The sequence below is a fragment of the Mesorhizobium sp. M0077 genome, from assembly GCF_040322955.1.
Taxonomy (GTDB): Bacteria; Pseudomonadota; Alphaproteobacteria; order Rhizobiales; family Rhizobiaceae; genus Mesorhizobium.
Genome location: NZ_JAMYUL010000003.1, coordinates 17,408 through 38,131, shown reverse-complemented (window position 1 = coordinate 38,131; position 20,724 = coordinate 17,408). Strand labels below are relative to the sequence as shown.

At 62.4% G+C, this 20,724-nt stretch carries 21 protein-coding genes and 2 tRNA genes; 10 read left to right on the top strand and 13 right to left on the bottom strand.

The window, feature by feature from the left end; genetic code table 11:
* The 7 genes from NKJ57_RS07375 to NKJ57_RS07345 form a co-directional block, all read right to left on the bottom strand.
* Entirely contained in the window at positions 1–495 is a 495-nt protein-coding gene (locus NKJ57_RS07375; RefSeq protein WP_023670316.1) for a Rab family GTPase, read from the bottom strand.
* A gap of 11 nt (positions 496–506) precedes the next feature.
* Positions 507–3,185: an OmpA family protein gene (locus tag NKJ57_RS07370; protein WP_352510912.1), complete on the bottom strand. Its 2,679-nt coding sequence runs from the start codon at positions 3,183–3,185 to the stop codon at positions 507–509.
* Between the two features lie 7 nt (positions 3,186–3,192).
* Positions 3,193–3,858 carry a hypothetical protein gene (locus NKJ57_RS07365; RefSeq protein ID WP_023670314.1) on the bottom strand — a complete coding sequence of 222 codons (666 nt, stop codon included), beginning with the start codon at positions 3,856–3,858 and terminating at the stop codon, positions 3,193–3,195.
* 196 nt (positions 3,859–4,054) lie between these two features.
* Positions 4,055–4,456: a GFA family protein gene (locus NKJ57_RS07360; RefSeq protein ID WP_023670313.1), complete on the bottom strand. Its 402-nt coding sequence runs from the start codon at positions 4,454–4,456 to the stop codon at positions 4,055–4,057.
* A 21-nt stretch (positions 4,457–4,477) separates the two neighbouring features.
* Positions 4,478–5,536: a Gfo/Idh/MocA family protein gene (locus NKJ57_RS07355; RefSeq protein WP_023701868.1), complete on the bottom strand. Its 1,059-nt coding sequence runs from the start codon at positions 5,534–5,536 to the stop codon at positions 4,478–4,480.
* Between the two features lie 103 nt (positions 5,537–5,639).
* The gene (locus tag NKJ57_RS07350; protein WP_352510913.1) at positions 5,640–6,425 is read right to left on the bottom strand and encodes a ThuA domain-containing protein; all 786 of its coding nucleotides are present in this window, start codon (positions 6,423–6,425) and stop codon (positions 5,640–5,642) included.
* A gap of 165 nt (positions 6,426–6,590) precedes the next feature.
* Positions 6,591–8,153 carry a DUF2778 domain-containing protein gene (locus tag NKJ57_RS07345; protein ID WP_502902020.1) on the bottom strand — a complete coding sequence of 521 codons (1,563 nt, stop codon included), beginning with the start codon at positions 8,151–8,153 and terminating at the stop codon, positions 6,591–6,593.
* 482 nt (positions 8,154–8,635) lie between these two features.
* On the opposite strand from NKJ57_RS07345, the gene NKJ57_RS07340 reads away from it, so the two are divergent.
* The 3 genes from NKJ57_RS07340 to NKJ57_RS07330 all read left to right on the top strand — a co-directional run bounded on the left by NKJ57_RS07340 (position 8,636) and on the right by NKJ57_RS07330 (position 10,302).
* The gene (locus NKJ57_RS07340; protein WP_027048847.1) at positions 8,636–9,187 is read left to right on the top strand and encodes a cytochrome c; all 552 of its coding nucleotides are present in this window, start codon (positions 8,636–8,638) and stop codon (positions 9,185–9,187) included.
* 130 nt (positions 9,188–9,317) lie between these two features.
* A complete protein-coding gene (locus NKJ57_RS07335) occupies positions 9,318–9,740 on the top strand; it encodes a hypothetical protein (protein WP_023684778.1) in 423 nt (140 codons plus the stop codon).
* Between the two features lie 184 nt (positions 9,741–9,924).
* Positions 9,925–10,302 carry an FCD domain-containing protein gene (locus tag NKJ57_RS07330; RefSeq protein ID WP_352510915.1) on the top strand — a complete coding sequence of 126 codons (378 nt, stop codon included), beginning with the start codon at positions 9,925–9,927 and terminating at the stop codon, positions 10,300–10,302.
* A gap of 159 nt (positions 10,303–10,461) precedes the next feature.
* On the opposite strand, the gene NKJ57_RS07325 is transcribed toward NKJ57_RS07330, so the two are convergent.
* Both NKJ57_RS07325 and NKJ57_RS07320 read right to left on the bottom strand, forming a co-directional pair.
* Positions 10,462–11,394: a dimethylarginine dimethylaminohydrolase family protein gene (locus tag NKJ57_RS07325; protein ID WP_023695542.1), complete on the bottom strand. Its 933-nt coding sequence runs from the start codon at positions 11,392–11,394 to the stop codon at positions 10,462–10,464.
* A gap of 19 nt (positions 11,395–11,413) precedes the next feature.
* Entirely contained in the window at positions 11,414–13,015 is a 1,602-nt protein-coding gene (locus NKJ57_RS07320; protein WP_031193513.1) for a zinc-binding metallopeptidase family protein, read from the bottom strand.
* An 83-nt stretch (positions 13,016–13,098) separates the two neighbouring features.
* On the opposite strand from NKJ57_RS07320, the gene NKJ57_RS07315 reads away from it, so the two are divergent.
* The 6 genes from NKJ57_RS07315 (at position 13,099) to NKJ57_RS07290 (ending at position 18,768) form a co-directional block, all read left to right on the top strand.
* Positions 13,099–13,995, top strand: coding sequence for a LysR substrate-binding domain-containing protein (locus NKJ57_RS07315; RefSeq protein WP_023705214.1), 897 nt, complete (start codon positions 13,099–13,101; stop codon positions 13,993–13,995).
* A gap of 103 nt (positions 13,996–14,098) precedes the next feature.
* Entirely contained in the window at positions 14,099–15,190 is a 1,092-nt protein-coding gene (locus NKJ57_RS07310; RefSeq protein WP_352510916.1) for an ABC transporter ATP-binding protein, read from the top strand.
* Positions 15,191–15,273: 83 nt separating this feature from the next.
* The gene (locus NKJ57_RS07305) at positions 15,274–16,389 is read left to right on the top strand and encodes an ABC transporter substrate-binding protein (RefSeq protein ID WP_352510917.1); all 1,116 of its coding nucleotides are present in this window, start codon (positions 15,274–15,276) and stop codon (positions 16,387–16,389) included.
* A gap of 21 nt (positions 16,390–16,410) precedes the next feature.
* Positions 16,411–17,244 (top strand): ABC transporter permease, encoded by an 834-nt coding sequence (locus NKJ57_RS07300; RefSeq protein ID WP_352510918.1) that lies wholly within the window; start codon positions 16,411–16,413, stop codon positions 17,242–17,244.
* Positions 17,244–18,050 carry an ABC transporter permease gene (locus tag NKJ57_RS07295; protein WP_023689053.1) on the top strand — a complete coding sequence of 269 codons (807 nt, stop codon included), beginning with the start codon at positions 17,244–17,246 and terminating at the stop codon, positions 18,048–18,050. The genes NKJ57_RS07300 and NKJ57_RS07295 overlap by 1 nt, the downstream gene beginning before the upstream one ends.
* Before the next feature lie 103 nt (positions 18,051–18,153).
* The gene (locus NKJ57_RS07290; RefSeq protein ID WP_245261757.1) at positions 18,154–18,768 is read left to right on the top strand and encodes a LysE family translocator; all 615 of its coding nucleotides are present in this window, start codon (positions 18,154–18,156) and stop codon (positions 18,766–18,768) included.
* A gap of 46 nt (positions 18,769–18,814) precedes the next feature.
* Here the strand turns inward: NKJ57_RS07290 and NKJ57_RS07285 are convergent, their stop codons facing one another.
* Together NKJ57_RS07285 and NKJ57_RS07280 are read right to left on the bottom strand one after the other, a co-directional pair.
* A complete protein-coding gene (locus tag NKJ57_RS07285) occupies positions 18,815–19,705 on the bottom strand; it encodes an alpha/beta fold hydrolase (RefSeq protein WP_488377233.1) in 891 nt (296 codons plus the stop codon).
* Positions 19,705–20,040, bottom strand: coding sequence for an antibiotic biosynthesis monooxygenase family protein (locus NKJ57_RS07280; protein WP_352510920.1), 336 nt, complete (start codon positions 20,038–20,040; stop codon positions 19,705–19,707). The genes NKJ57_RS07285 and NKJ57_RS07280 overlap by 1 nt, the downstream gene beginning before the upstream one ends.
* A 130-nt stretch (positions 20,041–20,170) precedes the next feature.
* On the opposite strand from NKJ57_RS07280, the gene NKJ57_RS07275 reads away from it, so the two are divergent.
* Positions 20,171–20,241: transfer RNA gene (locus NKJ57_RS07275), tRNA-Cys, on the top strand.
* Positions 20,242–20,264: 23 nt separating this feature from the next.
* On the opposite strand, the gene NKJ57_RS07270 is transcribed toward NKJ57_RS07275, so the two are convergent.
* Positions 20,265–20,341: transfer RNA gene (locus tag NKJ57_RS07270), tRNA-Arg, on the bottom strand.
* Between the two features lie 60 nt (positions 20,342–20,401).
* Positions 20,402–20,707, bottom strand: a complete 306-nt coding sequence (locus NKJ57_RS07265) for an ETC complex I subunit (RefSeq protein WP_023670294.1) — start codon at positions 20,705–20,707, stop codon at positions 20,402–20,404.
* Positions 20,708–20,724: the final 17 nt, after the last annotated feature.

Genomic DNA, 20,724 nt, shown 5'->3' with positions numbered 1-20,724 from the left:
CTATTTGGTGACCATCAAGGCAAGTTGACGAAAGGCGTCATCGACCTGCTCGCCCGAAAGCGCACTTGTTAGATAGATTTGCCATCCACGTTGCCTCAACTCGTTGATCTCACCATCCGATATCGCCCACCGATCGGCCAGATCGGACTTGTTGAACAGCAATACGAACGGCATGGCGCCGAATTCGGCCTCGACCCGTTCGCGCAGCGTGAGTGCCACGGCAAGAGTAGCAGCGCGGGTTCCATCGACGACTAGCACGAGCCCGGTTGCACCTCGAACATAGCTGACGCGGAATGAGCCGATATCGTCCTCGCCGGCCAAATCCCACAAAATCAGATCCACGGTTTTGTCCGGGAGCGCGACGCTTTTCTTGTCGATTTTCACTCCGACGGTGGTCAAGTAGGTTTCTGAGAAGATGCTCTGCACAAACCTGCGGACCAGACTCGTCTTTCCGACGGCGAAGCCGCCCAGCATGCAGATCTTTTTTTGCAACATGTTGGGCTCCGCTAGTCCAGGTTTACCGTAATCGAAACCCGGCGATTGGTGGAGCTACCGGTTAGACTGTTTTCAGGTACAGCCGGCTCAAAAGTGCCCGCGCCCCGAACCAGCAGCAGTTCGGGAGCAACGCCGCGCTTGTTGAGAAGCGCACGAACTGTCTCGGCGCGGGCGGCGCTGATCGACGCGTTGGCCGTCTCACGGCCCGTGGTGTCCGAATGCCCGGTCAACATGAACCGCGCCGTTACGCCGGAATTGCGGGCACTCTGGGCGAATTCCTTTATTTGATCCGCCAACCTGTCGAGAACCGGCGTCTGCTCCGGTCCCGGCACAACCTTGCCGGAAGAGAAGAAAATATCGGTCGTCTGGATCGCCTGCCTCAAATGATTAAGTTCTGCGAGGTTCAGCTCACGCAGCTGCGAGACATCCAGAACCACTCCGTCCGCCGAAAGTTGTTCAGCGGCGGCCCGCGCGCGGTTGATCCAGCCGGCAGGAGCCTCACCCACGGCCACAATGCGACCCTGGATGATCGAGAGCTGAACGGTTTTCGGCGGGGACAGCGCCGCCGTCAGCCGCTTCACCACAAACTTCGGATCAAGGCTCTGATAGAATTGCCACTGTGCATGAACGCGGGCAGGATCAACGTCCGTTCCGGACAGCAGGGCTTGCGGGTCGGCGGCAAGCGGGTCTCTCAAGCCGGAAATATAGAAATGTCCGCCCCTCGCCGTTTGTTGGGCGACGATGATTCCCGGTTGGGCCTCAAGTCGCGACACATAATACTGCCAGTGCTCCGCCGCGCGTGCTTCGGGGCTCACGTCACGAACCTTGGAGATGTCGAATTCGGGTCCGCCTGCCGAAAGCTGCCGGGCCGCCGCGCGCGCGCGATCGATCCAGGTGTCGGGAGCCTCACCCTCGGCAACGATGCGATCATCGACGATCGAAAGTCGTACTGTTTCCGGCGGATACAGTGACGCCGTCAGCCGCTTCAGCACGAACTCCGGCTCAAGGCTCTGATAGAACTGCCACTGCGCATGAACCCGGGCGGGATCGACCTCTGTTCCCGACAACAGCGACTGCGGATCGGCGCCAAGCGGGTCTCGCAGGCCGGCAATATAGAATTGGCCGTCGCTTATCTTTTGGTCTGCAACGATGATGCCCGGCTGGGTCTCCAGTCGCGACACATAGGCGTGCCAGCGCTCCGCCTCGCTCACTTGGGGACTTACGTCACGAACCCCCGAGATATCGAAGACCGGCCCGCCTGCCGAAAGCTGCTGGGCCGCCGCGCGCGCCCGGCTGATCCAGGTGTCGGGAGCCTCACCCTCGGCGACGATGCGGCCATCGACAATCGAAAGTCGCACTGAATCCGGCGGAGCCAGCGACGCCGTCAGCCGCTTCAGCACGAACTCCGGCTCAAGGCTCTGATAAAATTGCCATTGCGAATGAACCCCGGCCGGATCGACTCCCGTGCCTGACAACAGCGACTGCGGGTCGACGGCAAGCGGGTCCCTCAGGCCGGCAATATAGAACTGGCCATCGCGTACCTGCTGTTCGGCAACGATGATGCCCGGCTGGGCCTCCACTCGCGACACGTAAGCCTGCCAGCGCGACACGTAAGCCTGCCAGCGCTGCGCTGATTGCCAGGAAAGAAAGTACCAACCGCCTGCCAGACTCAAAAGCAGCAGGGCAACGGCCGCCACCAGCCACGGAAATCCGTCGTTTGATTCCTCCTGCTTCAGCTCGACGCAGGTCTGCAACTGCGCCTCTACGGAGGCCAGTTGCGAACCGTCGCCGTCGAACTGCTCTAAAGCCTGTGAGCTTTCCTCATGGATGCGAAGCAACACATCGCGAACGATTTCATGCAATTCCTCCGGCGGATTTCCCCGGATCACCGAAACCAGGGTCGCAAACGGTCCAACTTCCGACCAGAGACGAAGCTCGCCGAAACGGATTGTGTCCAGGCCGCTCTGCTCTTTCTCGTTAAATGAGTCTTTTACAAAATCCTGAATCGCACTGAGCATCGAAGAAATGAGCTGAGGATCTTCGCTCGTCGCATTGTCGGCAGTTACATGCGCTATCAAAAGGCCGGAATTCCGATGAATGAGAAAGGCATGTTCCACACGGTAGACAAGGGAATGCTTCAGAACAACTGCCGAGAAGCTTGCCCCTGTTCTCCAGGCTTCAAGTCTCCACTTGAGCCCGTGCCAGGTGAATATGTGCCTTAGAGTTTCATTCAGCGACTGAAAGGTCTGGTCGATCTTTTCGCCGATCGACTTGCGAATTGCCGGCAGAAACACCGGGTACAATATGTCCGTCAGCGTGCGCGGGCTCTTCTGGATCGACCGTTGCACAGCCCGTTCGACAGCTGGCGCAAGCGCCTCGCCGAGTTGCGCGTAAGGCGCTCGTCCGGCAGCACTGGGAAGAACGTCGCCCACGGCCGCCGCAAGCTGCTCGGGTTCGTCGAGCAGATGCGTAACGCGTGAAAGCTCCGAGATTTCACGGCTGACCAGCAACTGCCGCAGCGTTTCCATGCGCGGATCGGCGGTTGGAACCGCCTCGAACTGCGCACGGTAGTCCGGATCAACGTTCCGGGCAATTTCGATCAAAAGACGAGCCAGAGCCTCGCGATCAATCTCTGTATCGTTCGAGGCTGTTCTTTGCGGAAGGTTGAATGGGTCGACGGTGGACGTCAAGGTCCCATCAACTCACTTTCCAGCTGCGGTCCGAGTTGCTCTTGCTCCCGACGGGATCCTGATTGAGACACTTTGCAACCTCGACAAACAGGCCAGCCAAAAGATTTCGGTCGGTCTTGACGTTGCTGAGGTCGGCAAACATCTTCTCGATCAGCATCTGAACGCCTTCATTCTTCTGCTTGATTTCCTCACGCAGCAAATGATCGTTTCGATTTATCCGGTCCGAAACGTCGCGCTCGAGCGCGCTCAACTGATCCGACAACGTGCGCACCTGCTTTTCAAGAGCCTGGTTTTGCTCGCGAAGATTCCGGTCGATCTCCTTGTCGGCATCGGCTCGTGAATCTTTTTCGCTCCGCAATTGCCCTGCAAGCGAATCGATCTGCTTCTTTGCATTCGACTCGTACATTTCGAGATTGCGCTTGGCCTCGGACTCGACATCCTTGAAGCGCTGCAACACCCGTTCTTCAAGCTTGGAAAAACGGCGGTCATAGTCCTGCATCTGGTTGCCGAAGAGCAGGTCACGGATCTTGTCGACACCGACGGCGTCGCCGGCGGTTCCGTTTTCGCGGGCCTGAACTCCCATGAAGTTCAGCCCGTTTCCTTCTGTGTTACCTATCAGATTTACGTCCGCCTTCTTTTCTGAAGAAGCGGAATTCGAAGATTCCTTAGCCATCCATATACCCCCATTGAACACATGCCGTCAGGTAAGCATGTCAGCAATCGGGCCGCAAGCCGGATTCGTCTTGACTTATGCCTATTCATGGGGCAGCCGAGCGCGATGGCTAACGGCCCGGCAATGGCAATCAGGGGCGAGGCCCTCTTGAAGGCGCGGAACGTGCGGACGGTTTCGCGTATCCAAAAAGCGGCCTTCAGTCGAACGTCGCCAGCGGCTCGGCATTGATCTCGACCCACTCACAGCGCCGGCTTTCGTGGTAAAAAGACTGAAAGGGCGGCGGGAACGACGGGTCGGCGAAGGCGCCGACGGGAATGGCGATCACGCCGGGTTGCGTGTCGATGCGATAGTGGACGGCGGCGCCGCACTCCGGACAGAAATTGTAGATGACGCGGCCGCCCTCGTCGCCGGTGCGCGTGAACTGCTTCGCCCGCCCCTCGATCGATACATCAGCTTGCGCAAACCGGACATTGTAGCTGAAGGCGCTGCCGGTGCGGCGCTTGCAGTCGAGGCAATGGCAGACCGAGATGCGCACCGGCTCGCCCGAACAGACGGCTGAAAGCTGGCCGCAGAGACATTGCGCGCGGCGCGTGACCATAGTTTCTTCCTCCCCTTCACATCACTGCGTATCGGCGCTGGCCCTCAGTTCCGTCCGCTTCTGTTCCGAAACCATGGCCAGATCCAGCACCTTCTGCAGTTCGGCGGCATGGTGGAATGAAGGCTCGGCCTGCACGCCGCTGCGAACCGCATCGACGAAGCGCTGGTAATTGGTCGGCACCGTGCCGGCGTCGAGCACCTGCCATTTGGCGTTCTCGATACCCCCGCCGACACACGCCTTCAGTTCCGAACCCTCGAGATTGTGCACGACTTCGATGCCGCCCTTGTCGCCATAGATGCGCAGGCGCAATTCGTTGATGTGGCCGGTCGCCCAGCGGCTGGCGTGAACGACGCCAAAGGCGCCGTTGGAGAAATCCAGCGTCATGGCGAAGCTGTCATTGGCGTCGAGGTCGTATTCGCCGATACGGTTGCCTGGCGCCTTGTCGAAGGTGCGCAGCCGGCAAAACACGTGGTCGACGTCGAGTGCGGCGCCATAGCTGGCGAAATCGAGGATGTGGATGCCGACATCGCCGAGCACGCCGTTGGAGCCGTGGTCGCGCGACAGCCGCCACAGCCATTTCGGGTCGGTGCGCCAGTCGCCCCAGAATTTCGAGACCAGCCAGCTCTGTAGATAGGAGGACTCGACGTGGCGGACGGTGCCGATCTCGCCGGCCAGCACCATCTGTCGCGCCTTCTGCAAGGCAGCGACATTGCGATAGGTGAGGTTGACCATGTTGACGATGCCGGCGGCCTCAGCCGCTTTGGCCATCTCGCTTGCCTTGCCGAAGTCTTCGGCCAGCGGCTTTTCGCACAGTACCGGCTTGCCGGCCGCGATCAGCGCCATGGTGGTCGGGTGGTGAATGCGGTCGGGCGTGACGTTGGCGACCGCATCGAACTCGCCCCACGCCAGCGCGTCTTCCAGCGATGTGAATCGCTTCGGTATCTTGAACCCGTCGGCAAATTCGCCAACGCGCTTTTCATCGACGTCGACAGCACCGACGATCTCGACGCCGTCGATACCGCCGAAGCGGCGGGCATGCTCCTGCGCCATCCAGCCGGTACCCAGTATCAAAAGCCGCATTCTCTGCACTCCGAGCGAATTGGTTCGATTCAATCATATGGCGCAGATACGGTCTAGGAAACCCATGCGGAAAACCGCTACGCCTTTTTTCCTGGATTTTGCTTTAGCGGAAGCCGGCCTCGCCCGAAGCGTGCAGCTTGCCGCCGCGCTCGACGATCGGCTCCAGCGCCTTCTCGACCGGCACGTTCGGCGCCTCAAGGATCGCCGACTTGGTGCCCTGCGGATTGTGCGCCCACTTAACCGCATTGCGCAGCACCTTGTGCACATTGGCGTCGTGATAGGTCGGATAGGTCTCGTGGCCCGGGCGGAAGTAGAAGACATTGCCGGCGCCGCGGCGATAGGTCAGCCCAGAACGGAACACCTCGCCGCCCTGGAACCAGGAGATGAAGACGGTCTCCAGCGGTTCGGGCACGGCGAACTGTTCGCCATACATTTCTTCATTCTCGAGCTCGAAATATTCGCCGACGCCCTCGGCGATCGGATGGCTGGGGCTGGTCACCCAGAGCCGCTCGCGCTCGCCCGCCTCGCGCCATTTCAGCGTGCAGGGCGTGCCCATCAGCCGCTTGAAGATTTTCGAGAAATGGCCGGAATGGAGAACGATCAGCCCCATCCCCTCCCAAACGCGGCGGGCGACGCGCTCGACGATCTCGTCGGCCACCGCGCCATGATCCTTGTGGCCCCACCAGACCAGCACGTCGGTCTCGGCCAGACGGTCGGCCGGCAGGCCGTGCTCCGGCTGCTCGAGCGTGGCGGTCGAGGCGGAGATCGCCTCGTCGGCATTCAGCGCCTTGGCGATGGTCGTGTGCATGCCCTCGGGATAGAGGGCTGCGACCACCTCATTGGTCCGCTCATGGATGTTCTCGCCCCAAACGACAGCGCGTATTGTCATGATGTCCTCGTGGTGAAGCCGACCCGCAGGGGTCAGTCATAATCTGCCTGGGGGTCAAAAGGGAATAGGCAGTGGGGAATAGGCTATAGGGGCAGAAAACAAGGAACAGGCGATGGACGCTCCTGGGCCCTACTGCCTACTGCCTACTGCCTACTGCCTACTGCCTTACGCTCCCCGGCCTTCCTGAGCGACCCGCGTCAGCGGCTTGGTCAGGCGCGGCACGACGACGAGGCGCTTGATCTTGCCTTTCTTGTAGGCGGCAAGGAAGCGGGCGTAGTCCTTGAAGACGACGCAGCCATTGGACTCCGCACGGCCGCCGCGCAGCATGTAGGTGTGGGCGAGCAGGCCGTCGCGACCGTACTTGTTGCCGCCGCTGACGGGAGTGAGACGGAGCGCCTCGACGCCATGGAAGCGGGATTCTCGAAGACGCAGATCATAGGTGTTGGGCGGCGTCGGGCCGACATTCTTCTTGTGCACGAAGCGCGGCTGGTCGACCATCGAACCCAGCCCCGAATGGGCCTCCAGCCGCGAGCCGTCCGGCATGTAGACGGTCTTGGCCGAGATATCGTAGACGGCGACGCCGCCGCCCATTCCGGGCGTGGCGAACAGATCCTTGAAGGCGCGACCGACACCGCCCGCCGGGACGTCCGGCTTGGCATAGGCCAGCATCTCGCCGGCCTGTGTCTTCGACCGTTTGCCAGGCTTGATCCGGCTTGATCGGATGCTCTGGCTGTCTGGCACGCCAGGCAGTGCGGCGACCTCCGAAGTACTGCGTGGCGAGCGCGGCGACGAATTGCCCGGCGACTGGGGTGCGGGGCTCTCGGGCGTCCTGTCGGTCTGTGGCTTGGCTGCCCTGGGCTTGCTGGCTTGCCGAGCCTCGGCAGGCTGAGCGGTTTCGGCGCGTGGACGCCAACCGGGCAACGCAATGTTGTCGGGCAGATCGTCCTGCGGCGGCAGCGAAGCGACCTGAACCTCGGCCTGCTCAGGATCCTGCCCTCCGGCGATTGCTTCAACGGCCGGCGGCGGGGCCAGCATGTCAGCGTCTTCCGGCAAGCTGTTGGCCAGCGCCAGCGCCAGGCGCGATGAGCGTTCGATCTCAGCCACTTCCGGCCCAAAGCGTTCCGAGGCCGGGCCATGCTGATCGGGCAGCCGGACTTCGGCGAAACGGGCAGCGACCGGAAGGCTGGCAAGCATGAAGGGCGCATTCGAGGCCTTGGCGAAGGCGGCAGCCAGCTTTTGCGGCGACAGCTCTGCCTTGGCCACCACGCCGTCGAAGCGCATGCCGCGCGAAGTGGCGAGAGCGACGCTGGTGTTTGGCGCAATGTTTGAGGCGACACTGCTCGGGGCCACAGCGTGCGTGGCCGGCTTCAGCCGCGCCATCTTGCCGTCATGCGCGAAGTTCGCGGCGGCATGCGCGCAGCCGGCGTCGCATTGGCTGAGCAGCGAGGCCTGTGATTTTTGCGCCGGAAGCCGCGGCGCCCACGAATTGGCGAGGCTGCGGCGCGAATCGGCAAGTGCTGCGTTCGGCAGAAGCAGACTGTGCGGAAGGCTGTTGGAGGCTGCGGTGAGCGAGGTACCGAGCGAATAGAGGCCGGCCATGGTTGCCACCGACCACAGCGCCAAGGCCGCGCCGACAACCGGCACCACCACCCAGCGCTGGCCGGATCTCTTCGAAGTCAAACCCCGTTCAGGAGTATCGCCCCGGTCTTTCAAACGCAAAAACGCCATACAACCACTCTCAATCGGCATGCAGGCTTGCGACCCTCGCATCCGTGACATCCACAGTTCGCTGGTGCCCCCTGCACCTTTCGCGTCTGTTGCCGATTGAATCAAAAGATGGACAAAGTTGGTTAACCAATCCCTCCATCAGCCACCGATTATGCGGCGCCTGATACGAAAAAAAGAGCACTCCATGGTCTGCGCCACGGTAGAATGCTCTCCCTCACCCCCGCCTTGCTGCCCGTTTTTGCGATCCAAGTCAAGGAAACGCTGCGTCAGCTTGCTGCAAGCCTGTGCTGATTGCCCGCTGATCGGCCTTCTCAATCAGTTGACCTTCCGGTGGCTGGAAGGTCTATCTGCTCAGAGACGGAGACCTCCGGCGACGGAAATTTACCGATGAGAACCGGCATCACGACCGAAGAATCCGACTGCAGGTCGAACCCCTGCTGCGGCTGGCTGAGCACGGATGGATGGGGCAAGGACATGGCGCCGTGAGATGGACTGTGAAAGCGGCGCTGCTGTGGCTGGTCTGTGCCCTTACGATGGGCGCCTCCGTCGGCAGCGGACCGATCGTCGCGGCCCGCCAGGCGTCGATGAAGGAGATGGCGGCGGCTGCGAAAACCATTGCCGGCATGTTCGACCGCAGGCAAGCCTATGACGCCGCAGCCTTCAAGGCGGCAGCGGACACGCTGCGCGCTCGCACCGGCCCTGCCCTGATTGCCGAATTTCCGAGCGGCTCGCTTGGACCGCCTTCGCAGGCCAGGCTGGAGATCGATCAGTCACGGGCGGAATTCGAGGCCCTGGCAAATCATATCGGAACGCTGGCCGACGCTCTGGCCGCCAAGGCCGAAAGCGCGCCGGCCGTCATCACCGATGACATGCGCATGGGCACCGGCCTGGCGATGGGCGGCGGCAGCCTGCTCGGCAAGCGCTCGATTCCAGAGGAAGCCGATCCGACCAAACTGCCGGCGGAGCATATCCTGCATCTCATCCTGCAGGATTGCTCGACCTGTCATTCGAAATTCCGGCAAAAGGTACAGTGAAGCGACATTATCCGGCGGAGCATTTCCTTGCTGGCCTGCGCCACAGCCACTTCGCATACAAGTAAATTCGTTTGTGCTAATATATCGAGGATCGTGCATATCCATGCATGACGAGCATCGGGAGGATGCAATGAAAACCATGAATCGCAGGTCTGCAATTGCCCTCGGTCTGACGACCGCCGCGGTAGCGCCTTTGTTCACCTTGGCGGCATCGGCAAAAATCAAGAAATACGGCCCGAAAGAGGGCAAGGAGATTGCGCCCGGTGTCAGGGTGGTGGAGGTCGGCACCGGCAATGCAGACATTCCCGCCTATAAGAGCATCGCAATTATCGACGTTGTGTTTCAGCCCGGAGCACATGCTCCTCAAACCGTGATGGACAACGACATGGTGTGCACCATTACCTCAGGTGCATTCACGATCAAGAAAGCGGACAAGGAATTCAAGCTCAAGACGGGTGATATGTACACCTGCTCCAAGGGCAAGACCGATGAAGCGACGAATACAAGCAAGGAGGTCGGCGTGCATCGCATCGCCGTATTGATACCCGCATAGCAGATGGAATTCCGGCCGGACCACGCCGTCGCGAGTCCGGCCGGCCAGACGAGGCGATCTCGTTCCGTCGTCAGCGCGGCCATCTCACGCCAGCCACTCCCTGATCGCCGAGCGGGCGGGAACGGCGCGCATGTGGTCTTCGCGCTATGGCTTTGTTTGGGCATGATCTTTTGGGAAAGCTGGCTTGGTTTTCAATCATCGGCTAGGTCGAATGGCTGATCAATCAGCGCATCCACGTGGCCAATACGGAGATCGAAACCGCACGAGTTTTGCCGGCCACCAGGCGGTGTTCGAGGCGATCGAGCGCCGCGACCCGGAAGCGGCCGGCCAAGCGATGCGGGCGCATCTGGAAAACGCCCGGAGCAAGTTCAATTCAGGTTCGGGCAGATTGGACTGGCCGGCAGACGCGGCAGCGCTCTGGCGCAAAGCAAAAAGCCCGCCGTTCAAAGCCGGCGGGCTCCCTTCAATCATACAGCGCGATCCGGTCGCCGATAACCAGGACGACCGAATTTCGGCCTTCAGCGGCTGGTTGCGCTCAGGGGGCGGGCTTCGACGGGTTTGAAGCGACCAGCGATCCGAGTTTGCCGGCTTTGGCCAGACTCGGCTTTTCGTAAGTTTTCTTCACAGAATCCCTCCTCTAATGGCATCAATTTCCTCTGCCAGGCCTGTTTTGTCAAATCTGGCAGCAGTCCGTCACAGCTCCCGGCGGCAATTCGTGCCGTTACGCCGGCTCGCGCTTCAGCGCCTGCGCCATGCAGTGAATGCCGCCGCCGGTCTTGGAAATCTCGCTCATGTCGACGGCAGCAACCTCGAAGCCGCGCGCTTTGAGTTGGCCGATCAGCGACTGGCTCGACGTCGGCGCGATCACCCTGTCCTTGCCGAGCGACATGAAGTTGCAGCCGAGCGCCATCGTGTCCTGGAAGGGCACGTCGATGATCTCGTGGCCCTTGCCCTTCAGCCAGTCGACGATGCCGGGCTCGGTGCAGGCGAGGCACACCGCGGTGAGCTTCTCGGCGACCGGCACCACCATCAGGTCGATATGGACGTAATATTCGTCGATGAAGGCGAGGCGCGTTTCCCAGCCTTCCTTTTCGAACCAGTCCTGCACCTGGCGGGCGCCCTCTTCCTGCGTGCGGGCGCCGCCGCAGCCGATCAGCACCACGCCCTCCTCGATGACGTTGAAGTCGCCGCCTTCGAAGGTGCCAGCCGTGACCATGTCGTAGATGGGTATGCCGAGCTTTTCATAGGTGCGGATGGCGGCATAGTTCTCGCCGCGCCGCCACCAATTGGCCATGGCGGTGATGAAGGCGCCGTAGGGCGTCATGACGCTGGAGTCTCTGGAATAGACCTGCATCGGCAGTTCCGGCGTCGGCTCGTGCCAGTGGATGTTGACGCCGAAATGCTCATAGGCGGCGACGAGGTCCTTGTGCTGCGCCTGGGCGATCTGAACGTTGCAGGGCGCTTCGCGCAAATGCTTGCGCGAGAGCGAGCTGGTCGAGAGGTGGCGCAGGAAGTTTGGCGAGCCGAGCAACACGTCTGTCAGCACGTCGGTCTCGTTGGCAAAGCCCCATGATGTCAGCGGCTTGGTGCCGCCGGCGGGATTGCGGCGCTGCAGCGAGAACGGTTCGGCGATGATGCGATCATGGACGGTCATAAGGTTCTCCTCGATTTGACTATGCAGCTTGATTGGATTGGCTGCTCGGAATCCACCAATCGCGTCCGCGCGCGGTGGTGACATATTCCGGCCAGCGGAAATTGATCGGCGGGTCATAGTCGCAAAGCGGCGCGATCCAGTTGGAGCCACCAATGCCGCCGCCGGTGCGGGTGACGAATTCGTCCATGGCTGCATCACGCGCGGACTTGTCCTCGAGCAGGCGGAGGGCTGCAAGCGCAACCGTCTTGGCGGCGCAAATGACCATCGGGTCAATGGTGGCCGAGATACCGCCCAGCGCGTTCATCGCCCAGGATGGATAGGCATGGCCATTCGCCGAGCGCAGCGCCGGGCGAGCGACATAGAAGCGTGCGGTCGGCGTGTGCCACGACATGTCGGTGTAGTCGTCGGAGGTCGAGTTGATCTGCGACGGAGGCAAATCGCGGCGCAGGATTGCCTCGGCCTCTTGCGGCGCAACCAGCCGCTCCATCTCGTCGATGAAAGGGTTGTCGGTCGCGGTGCCGCCGGCATTGACCTGGACCTCGCGACCGATCGCTTTCGCCGCCTCGTCCCAGCTCGGAGCGCCAACGGTGGACAGCGCCTCATAGGCAATCCCCGCCATGGCGTGATTGGCGAGGCCCGGCCTCGACTTCGACACCCAATGGCGCTCATAGCGACAACCGCTGATCGCCGCGGCCGCGGCCGCATTACGGTCGAGCACCGCGGTGACCTGCTCTGCCATGGCAATGGTCGGCACGCGGATCATGTACTGGATCTCGGCCAGCCCCGCCGGCAGATTGTCGGCGGTCGCCTGCCCGGCGGTGAGGATCGCCTCGCTGATCGACCAGCCGCCCTGGTGAGGCAGCATGGAATCGCGCAGCGCCTTGGAGGTCATGTACATCGTCATCAGTGCGTCGTTGGCGCCGGGCGCCCGCACCGCCGAATGCGCCTGCGGGATCGGCGCGCCATCGCTTGCGCGAACCCAGTTTTCGGGTTCGTCGCAGACAAAACGGTAGATCATCGCATAGGCGGCGCCGCAATGCGTGTCCCAGCGCGCCGTGTTGCAGAGCGGCAGCATATAGAAGGGGTGGAAGGAGATCATGCCGGCAAGGCCGTCATAGTAGCCCTTGGCCGCATGGATCGGCTTCGAGCCCCTGACCTTCTCGGCCGGCTCGCCGGTGAAGCGCAACGTCCCCTCGATGCCGTGGCGTTGCATTGCAGCCTTGGTGGCGAGAAGTCCGCCGAGGCCGGCAATGCCAAGCCCGGAATGCGGATCGGTGTGGCCGCCGGCCTCGCTGCCGAGGCCCGGCCGCGATCGCTTCACCGTTGCCGCGTCCTGGCAGTTGCCAGGCACGGCGTCGTATTCGCCGTACATGCCGATGGTCGGCCCCGGGCCATTCGTCCAGTGGGCGCAAAAGGCGGTCGGCATGCCGGCCGACCCTTCCTCGACCGAAAAGCCCTCATGCTTCAGCCGCGCGACATACCAGGCCGCCGACTGGTATTCGCGCCAGGCTGTTTCGCCGAAATCGAAAATGGTGCGCGTCCACGCCGACAGCGACGGCTGGATGCTATCGAGACAGGCAAGCGCGGTGGCTTGCGCCGAGGTCGTCACCGGTTTCTCCATGCGGCCCAAGAAAGCAGTGAAGCGGCATTGCAAAAAGTGATATGTTTTTCCGGTTCATGCAAATTCGGTTCACCTGAGGCCTCTTGCGAATACCTTCCACACAGGCGCTGCGCGCCCTCGACAGTTTTGCCCGTCACGGCAGTGTCTGGCGCGCAGCCGATGAACTGCATTTGACCCGCAGCGCCGTCAGCCATCAGTTGCGGCTGCTCGAACGCGACCTCGGCTTCGACCTGCTGGAGCGCATCGGCAAGGGCGTGGCGCTGACACCGCGCGGCCAGCGCTATGCCGCCGATGTGAGAAAGGCGCTGACGGTGCTCGGCGATGCGGTGACGCGCCAGGCCGGCACGGGCGTCGGCGGTTCGTTCGCCGTTTCCTGCACGCCGGGCTTCGCCTCTCTGTTCCTGTGCACGCACATCGGCGAGTTCCGGCAGATGTATCCGGACGTGGCGCTGTCGATCCTGACGCCCAGACGGCTGGACGATGTCAGCAATCCGGACGCCGATGCCTTCATTGCCTTCGGCGTCGGCAACTGGCCGAACCGCTCGGTGGAGTTGCTGTGCGAAATCTCGTTCACGCCACTTTGCAGCCCGACACTGCTCAACAAGGTCGGCGGCTTTTCAAAACCGGCCGACGTGCTGCGCGCCAATCTCCTGCATCTCGGCGACACCGAGGACTGGGCGCGCTGGCTGGCGCTGTCCAAGGTGGAAAACCCCGACACCGAAAGCGGTATCTTCTTCTCGGACATGAACCTCGTCTTCTCCGCGGCGATCGCCGGACAAGGCATCGCAATGGGCGACGAACTGACCAGCCGCCGCGCGCTCAGCGAAGGCCGTCTGGTGCGCCCCTTCGACATCGCGATCCCCTCGCCGCGCTCGTATTTCCTGGTGTCGGAACATGCCAAGGCCAGCCACCCGGTGCTGGAAGCATTCAATGGGTGGTTGAGGTCGAAGCTGTCGGAGAACCGGATCAGCCCGTACTAGCCTCCCATCCGTGAATCAAATTTGCCGATCAGGCGAAAACTATTCGGTTGCGGTGAGCCGGCGCACTGCCCTACGCTCAAACCACGATCAAGGAAGAGGCAGGATGCAGCAACCCGGCCGGGCCGCAGAGATCAAGGCAATCGGGATCGGCAAGAGCTTCGGCTCGTTCCGGGCGCTGGACGACCTGACGCTCAATATCGGCCGTGGCGAATTTTTGACGCTGCTCGGCCCCTCCGGCTCGGGCAAGACCACCTTCCTGATGATCCTGGCAGGCTTCGTGCAACCGACCGCCGGCAAGCTTTTCAGCGACGGTTTCGACATCACCGATCGGCCGGCAGAGCAGCGCGCCGCCGGCATGGTGTTCCAGGGCTATGCGCTGTTTCCGCATATGTCGGTCGAGGCCAACATCGCCTTCCCGCTCAAGGTGCGCAAGAAATCGGCCTCCGAGATCAAACGCCGCGTCGCCGAGATGATCGAGCGCGTCGGACTGAAGGGCCATGAGACGAAACTGCCGGCGCAACTTTCCGGCGGCCAGCAGCAGCGCGTGGCACTGGCGCGTGCGCTGGTGTTCGAACCCGGCGTGCTGCTCCTCGACGAGCCGTTCTCAGCGCTCGACAAGAGCCTGCGCGGCCTGATGCAGGCCGAGATGAAGCGGCTGCATCAGGAGACCGGCACCACCTTCGTCTTCGTTACCCACGACCAGAGCGAGGCGCTGGCGCTGTCGTCGCGCGTCGCCATCTTCAACCATGGCAAATTGCTGCAGGTCGGTGCACCGGACGAGGTGTATGACCGGCCGGCCAATCGTTTCGTCGCTGAGTTCCTGGGCGAGATCAACATGCTGCCGTTGAAGGGGGTCAAGCCCGCCGACAATGGCTCGACAGGCCTCTGCGAGGACCGCGCGGTCAACATGCTCTGCAAGGCCGAGAAAGTCCGTGGCGATGCGATCCTGGCGATCCGGCCCGAGCATATGTCGATCGCGCGCGAAGCCGCCGCCGGCGAGAATGGCATCGCCGCCACCGCCATCGGCTCGACCTATCTGGGTGCGGCGACCAAACTCGATCTGACGACGCGCCAGGGCGCCAAGGTGACCGTCTCGGTGCCGAACGAGGTCGCGGCGGCGGCGCTGAGCAAAGGCAATTCCGTCTGGCTGACCTGGCCGGCGGAAAAGGGTTTCCTCCTTCCGGACGGAGGATGACGACGAGAACGGCGAAGTCTTCCAGCAAAGAATCTGGAGCGCGCCATAACCACCGGAACCAACAACGAAAAAGGGGAACTAAAATGACAGACCAAAGCAAAAAACAAGCCATGGACGCGCTATCCGCCCGGGCTGTGCGCGGCGAGATTTCGCGCCGGCAATTCACCCAGCTTGCAGCCTTCGTGCTGGCCGGCACGCCGATGCTGCTGCGCTCGACCGGCGCGTTTGCGCAGGCCAAGGAACTGGTGCTGGTCAACTGGGGTGGCGATGCCCTCACCGCTTATGACGCCGCCTATGGCCAGGCCTTCACTAAGGAGACCGGCATCGCCGTCAAGATGGACGGTTCGGGCCCGACCGAAGGCGCGATTGCCGCACAGTTCAAGAGCGGCGCGCCGACCTGGGATCTCGTCGATGTCGACCCGTTCTCGGCCATCACGCTCGGCGCCCAGGGTGCGCTCGAGCCGATCGACTACGCCGTCGTCGACAAGAAGAAGATGCGAGAAGGCTTCGGCTGGGAATACGCGGCCTCGACCTATTTCTTCTCCTACGTCATCGCCTATGACTCGGAGAAATACGGCAAGGACGCGCCGACCGGCATGGCCGACTTCTTCGACGTGAAGAAGTTTCCGGGCAAGCGCTCGCTCTACAAATGGGGCGTGTCGAGCTGGGAAGCAGCGCTGCTCGCCGACGGCATCGCGCCGGCATCGCTCTACCCGCTCGACCTGAAGCGCGCGCATGACAAGATCGCCGCCTTCAAGGAAAACGTCGTGGCCTATTGGGGCGGCGGCGCCGAAAGCCAGAGCGTGCTGCTCAACGGCGAAGCCTCGATGGCGATCGTGTGGTCGACCCGCGCCTCGCTGATCGAGCAGGATTCCGGCGGCAAGATCAAGTTCATCTGGGATCAGGGCCTGATTTCGCCCGGCGCGCTGGCCGTGCTCAAGGGCAACCCCGGCGGCAAGGACGCAGCGATGAAGTTCATCGCCAGCGCCCAGGATCCGGAGAAGCAACTGGTGATGTTCGACAAGCTTGGACAAGGTCCGGCCAATCCGGCCGCCGATGCGCTGATCCCCGCCGACAAGAAGCGCATCAACCCGGTCGATCCCGAAAACATGAAGAAGCAGATCGCGCTCGACATGGATTGGTACGCCAAGAATTACGGGGCAGCACTCGACGAATACACCAAGATCATCTCGGCCTGACCAGGCCGGGCACGAGCTTCGATGAGAGGCGCCCTCTCCGACAGGATGGGCGCGGCGGTGCTGATGGCGCCGCTGCTCCTGTTCCTTGTGCTGGCCTACGCCTGGCCGTTCCTCGGCGTCGTCAAGTGGAGTGTCACCTTGCCGACACCGGGGCTCGGCCAGTATGGCGCGCTCGCCACCGATGCCCTGGTGCAGTCTGTGTTCATCCGCACGCTGCGCATCGCGCTGATCGTCACCGTGGTTTCCGTGGCGGCGGCATACGCCATCACCATGGTTTGGGTGCGCGGCAGCCCGGCACAGCGCATAATCGCTGAATTCTGCATTCTCGTCCCCTTCTGGATCTCGGTGCTGACCCGCGCCTTCGGCTGGGTGGCGCTTTTGTCCAACCGCGGCCTGATCAACACCTGGCTGCAATCGATCGGCTTCATCTCCGAGCCGCTGGCGCTGGTGCGCAACGAGTTCGGCGTCATCGTCGGCATGACGCATTTCCTCATTCCCTTCGCGGTGTTCCCGCTGGCCTCCGCCATGCGCAGCCTCGACGAGCGCGTGCTGCTCGCGGCGCGCGGGCTCGGCTCCAGCCGCATGCGCACCTTCTGGACCGTGTTCGTGCCGATGACGCGCTCCGGCATCATCGGTTCGGCGATGATCGTGTTCGTCTTCTCGCTCGGCTTCTTCGTCACGCCGGCGATCCTCGGCGGCGGCCGCAGCGTGATGATCGCCGAGCTGATCTATCTCCGCATCTTCCAGAGTCCCGACTGGGGACTGGGTGCGGCGATCAGCGTCGTGCTGGTGCTGTTCGTCGGCGCGCTCATGGCGCTGCTGTTCCGCTATGTCAGACCGAAGCAACTGATCTGATGCCGACCTATCGCCCCGGTCCCGTCTCGCTGATCCTCGCCGTGCTGGTGGCGCTGTTCCTGCTGCTGCCGCTGTTGGCGGTCATCCCGGTGTCGCTGACGCCAAGCCGCATGCTGGCGATGCCGACGGGCGAGCTGTCGCTGCGCCACTACCGCGCGCTGATCGAGGATCCGCGCTGGCTCGACGCCATCCTGCTGTCGATCCGCATCGGCATCGTCAGCAGCGTCATCTCCACCGTGCTGGCGCTGTGCTTCAGCCTTGGCGTCTGGATGTTCCAGCCGCGCTTCACGGCCACCCTTGTCGGCTTCGTGCTGTTGCCGATGGTGGTGCCGCCGGTGGTCTCGGCGATCACGCTCTACTTCCTGCTGACGTCGATCTCGGGCATGAGCTCGTTCTTCGGCTACGACACCTGGCTTGGCGTCGCCATGGCGCATTCGGTGATGACGGTGCCTTTCGCCACGGTGCTGATCCTGGTCTCGCTCAGCCAGCTCGACCGCCGCATCGACCTTGCCGCGCGCGGCCTTGGCGCCGGTGTGTGGGAGCGCGCCACGCGCATCATCATGCCCAACATCAAGTTCGGCATCGTCACCGCCGCGCTGCTGTCCTTCGTGCTGTCCTGGGAAGAGATCGGCGTCACGCTGTTCATCACCTCTGTCAACGCCATCACGCTGCCGCGGCTGATGTGGATGGGCCTGCGCGACAACATCGACCCGGCGATCGCCGCGCTCTCGGTGATCCTGATCATCATCACTGTGCTGGTGCTGGCGGTGCGGACGGTGGTGGTGAAGATGCGCGGCGGGCACTGAGCCAAGGTGGCCAACAACGGCGATAGCCCAGCCGCTGTGTGAAGGGCGTTACGGACGGTAAGCGCCGGGTACATTACGCGGCGTCATGGGAAACCTGCCGCTGGTGACATTTGCCTTCGTGTCGGTGCTCGGAATGGCGGTTCCGGGACCGGACGTCGTGCTCGCCATTACCAACGGCTCCCGCTACGGTTTTCGACGCGCGTTTCTCGGCATGGCCGGCGTCGTACTGTCTGATTTCGTTCTTATCAGCATCGTCGCGCTGGGCTTCGGCGCTCTTCTGCTGGCTTCGGAATTCTATCTCTCGGCTCTCAGGATGTTCGGCGCGGGCTATCTGCTTTTCGTCGCCATCGGTACCCTGCGCACAGCATCCCGACCTTCGTTCAACCCTAACCTTCCCGAAACACGCCATTCAGCCAAGGCACTCATTGGGCGCTGCTTCCTGGTGGCGGTCACAAATCCGGCGGCCTGGCTGCTTTTCCCCGCGATCCTGCCGCATTTTGTCCGCGTGGATGAGCCGATCGCGATCCAGTATGGCATCCTGGCCATTATCGCCGCGCTTGCCGATGTGTTTGTGCTGACGTTTTACGCAGCCCTTGGCGCGCGGGCTGCAAGGCTTCTGGCTGGGCCAAACGCCGTGTGGATCGACCGGTTTTACGGTATCGCCCTGCTTGGTCTTTCGAGCACTTTGATCCTGCAATCCCTCGGCCATCTTAGATAGTCGACACAGGAACACACAGGCCCGGATTTTAGCAATCGGCCCGCAATCAGCTTGCGAAGAATCTCGACAGCCTTGCCGCCGTGGCTTCGGGGTGCTCTTCCGGGAAGAAATGCCCACCCTTGACCGAGCCGCCTTCGACGTTATCAGCCCATTGCCGCCAGATCGCCAACGGGCCGCCCTCCTCCGCATACCAGTTTTCCAACCCACCCTCGCCGCTCCAGAGCGCAAGCAGCGGGCATCTGATGCGACGGCCGTCAGCCTGGTCCTGCGCGTCGTGCTCGCGGTCGATGCCTGCGGCGGCGCGATATTCTTGGCAAATGGCGTGGACATGGGCGGGATCACGCAGCGCCTCGATATAGGCGGCCCTGACCTCATCGGGAAAAGCATCTGGAGCCGAGCCCCAGCCGGTGATCGCATTGTCGATGACTACATCCGGTGCGGCAGCCAGAAGGCGTTCCGGCAGCGGATCGGGCTGGGCAAGCAGGCTCCACGGCCAGAAGGCCAGCGCCAGCCTGGCATCAGCACGATCCCAGGCGGAGGCCGTGGGGATGACGTCGAGAACGGCGACCTTCGACACGGTTTCGGGATGGTCGAGCGCCAGCCGGTAGGCGACGCGGCCGCCACGGTCATGGCCGGCAACCGTGAAGCGGCCGAAGCCGAGAACGTCCATAACCTGCACCATGTCGCGCGCCATGGCCCGTTTGGAATAGGCGGCATGATCGGCTCCGGAAGCCGGACAGCCGCTTTGGCCGTAGCCTCTCAGATCGGCGGCAACCACGCTGAAGTGCGGCGCCAATGCCACGGCGATGTCCCGCCACATAACATGCGTTTCGGGAAAGCCATGCAGGAGCAGCAGCGGCGGCCCTGAGCCACCGGCCCTGACGAAGATCGATGTCTCCTCCATTTGAACGGTCCTGGCGTCAAAGCCCGCAAACATCAGCTGCCGCCAACCATTCCGTGGCTGGAACGGATTCGCAGCACCTGGACACCCTTCGGCAATTCGATCAGGAACTCCTTGTCGCGGTCGAGATGGTGGATGCTTTGCGGATCGCCGCCGGTAAAGGCGGCCATCGCCTCGACGTTCTCCCAATAGGAGATGGTGATGAATTCCGAATGCGTCGGCGTGTCCTCGCGAAAAGTCTGCACGCCCAGCGCTTTCTCGATCAGCGGCTTGATACCGGCCTCGTAATTGTAGCGCTCATAGGCGTCGGCCTTGTCAGGCAAGGTCCTGCCGCGCCAGATGCGCGCAATCGTCGGGGTTTTCGGTGCCATCTGCCATAAACACCTGAGCGCCGGCCGTGTTCCGAACATCTCGACTCGTGGCAGCCGGATCGCCGCCCGAACCTGCGAGCAGGGGCCGGCCAAGTTGACTAGCTGTCGCGGTCAATGCACAAGGAGCCATGGTCTGAGGGCGGGACGGTGACGCATCGGTCTGCAAAACCGACGTAGTGGGTTCAATTCCCACTCAGGCCTCAACACTATCTCTTTGAAGTTGTTGGCGATCCCGACAGGATTCGAACCTGTGACCATCGGCTTAGAAGGCCGGTGCTCTATCCAGCTGAGCTACGGGACCGCTGGCCGGCATTTGATATCTTGGCCGGCTGATGTCTATGTGCCAGGCGCTGACCGGCGGTCAATGCGTCCAGGGTATCCTGCGGTCATAGCGGAAATTTTCCGCATAGGAAATCTGCCGGCGCTTGGTCTCTTTCGGCTCCTCGACACGGAAGGCCAGCCCCTGCTTTTCGGCATAGGCCACCGCTTCTTCCCTGGTGTCGAAGGTCAGCCTGATCTGGCTCAGCATGTCGCCCGATGTGGTGTAGCCCATCAGCGGGTCGATCTTCTTGCGTTGGGCGGGATCGAATTCCAGCACCCAATGGCCGGTCTTGGCCTTGCCGGACTGCATCGCGGTTTTGGCTGGGCTGAAAATTCGCGCGGACATGGGCACCTCGTAGCTGC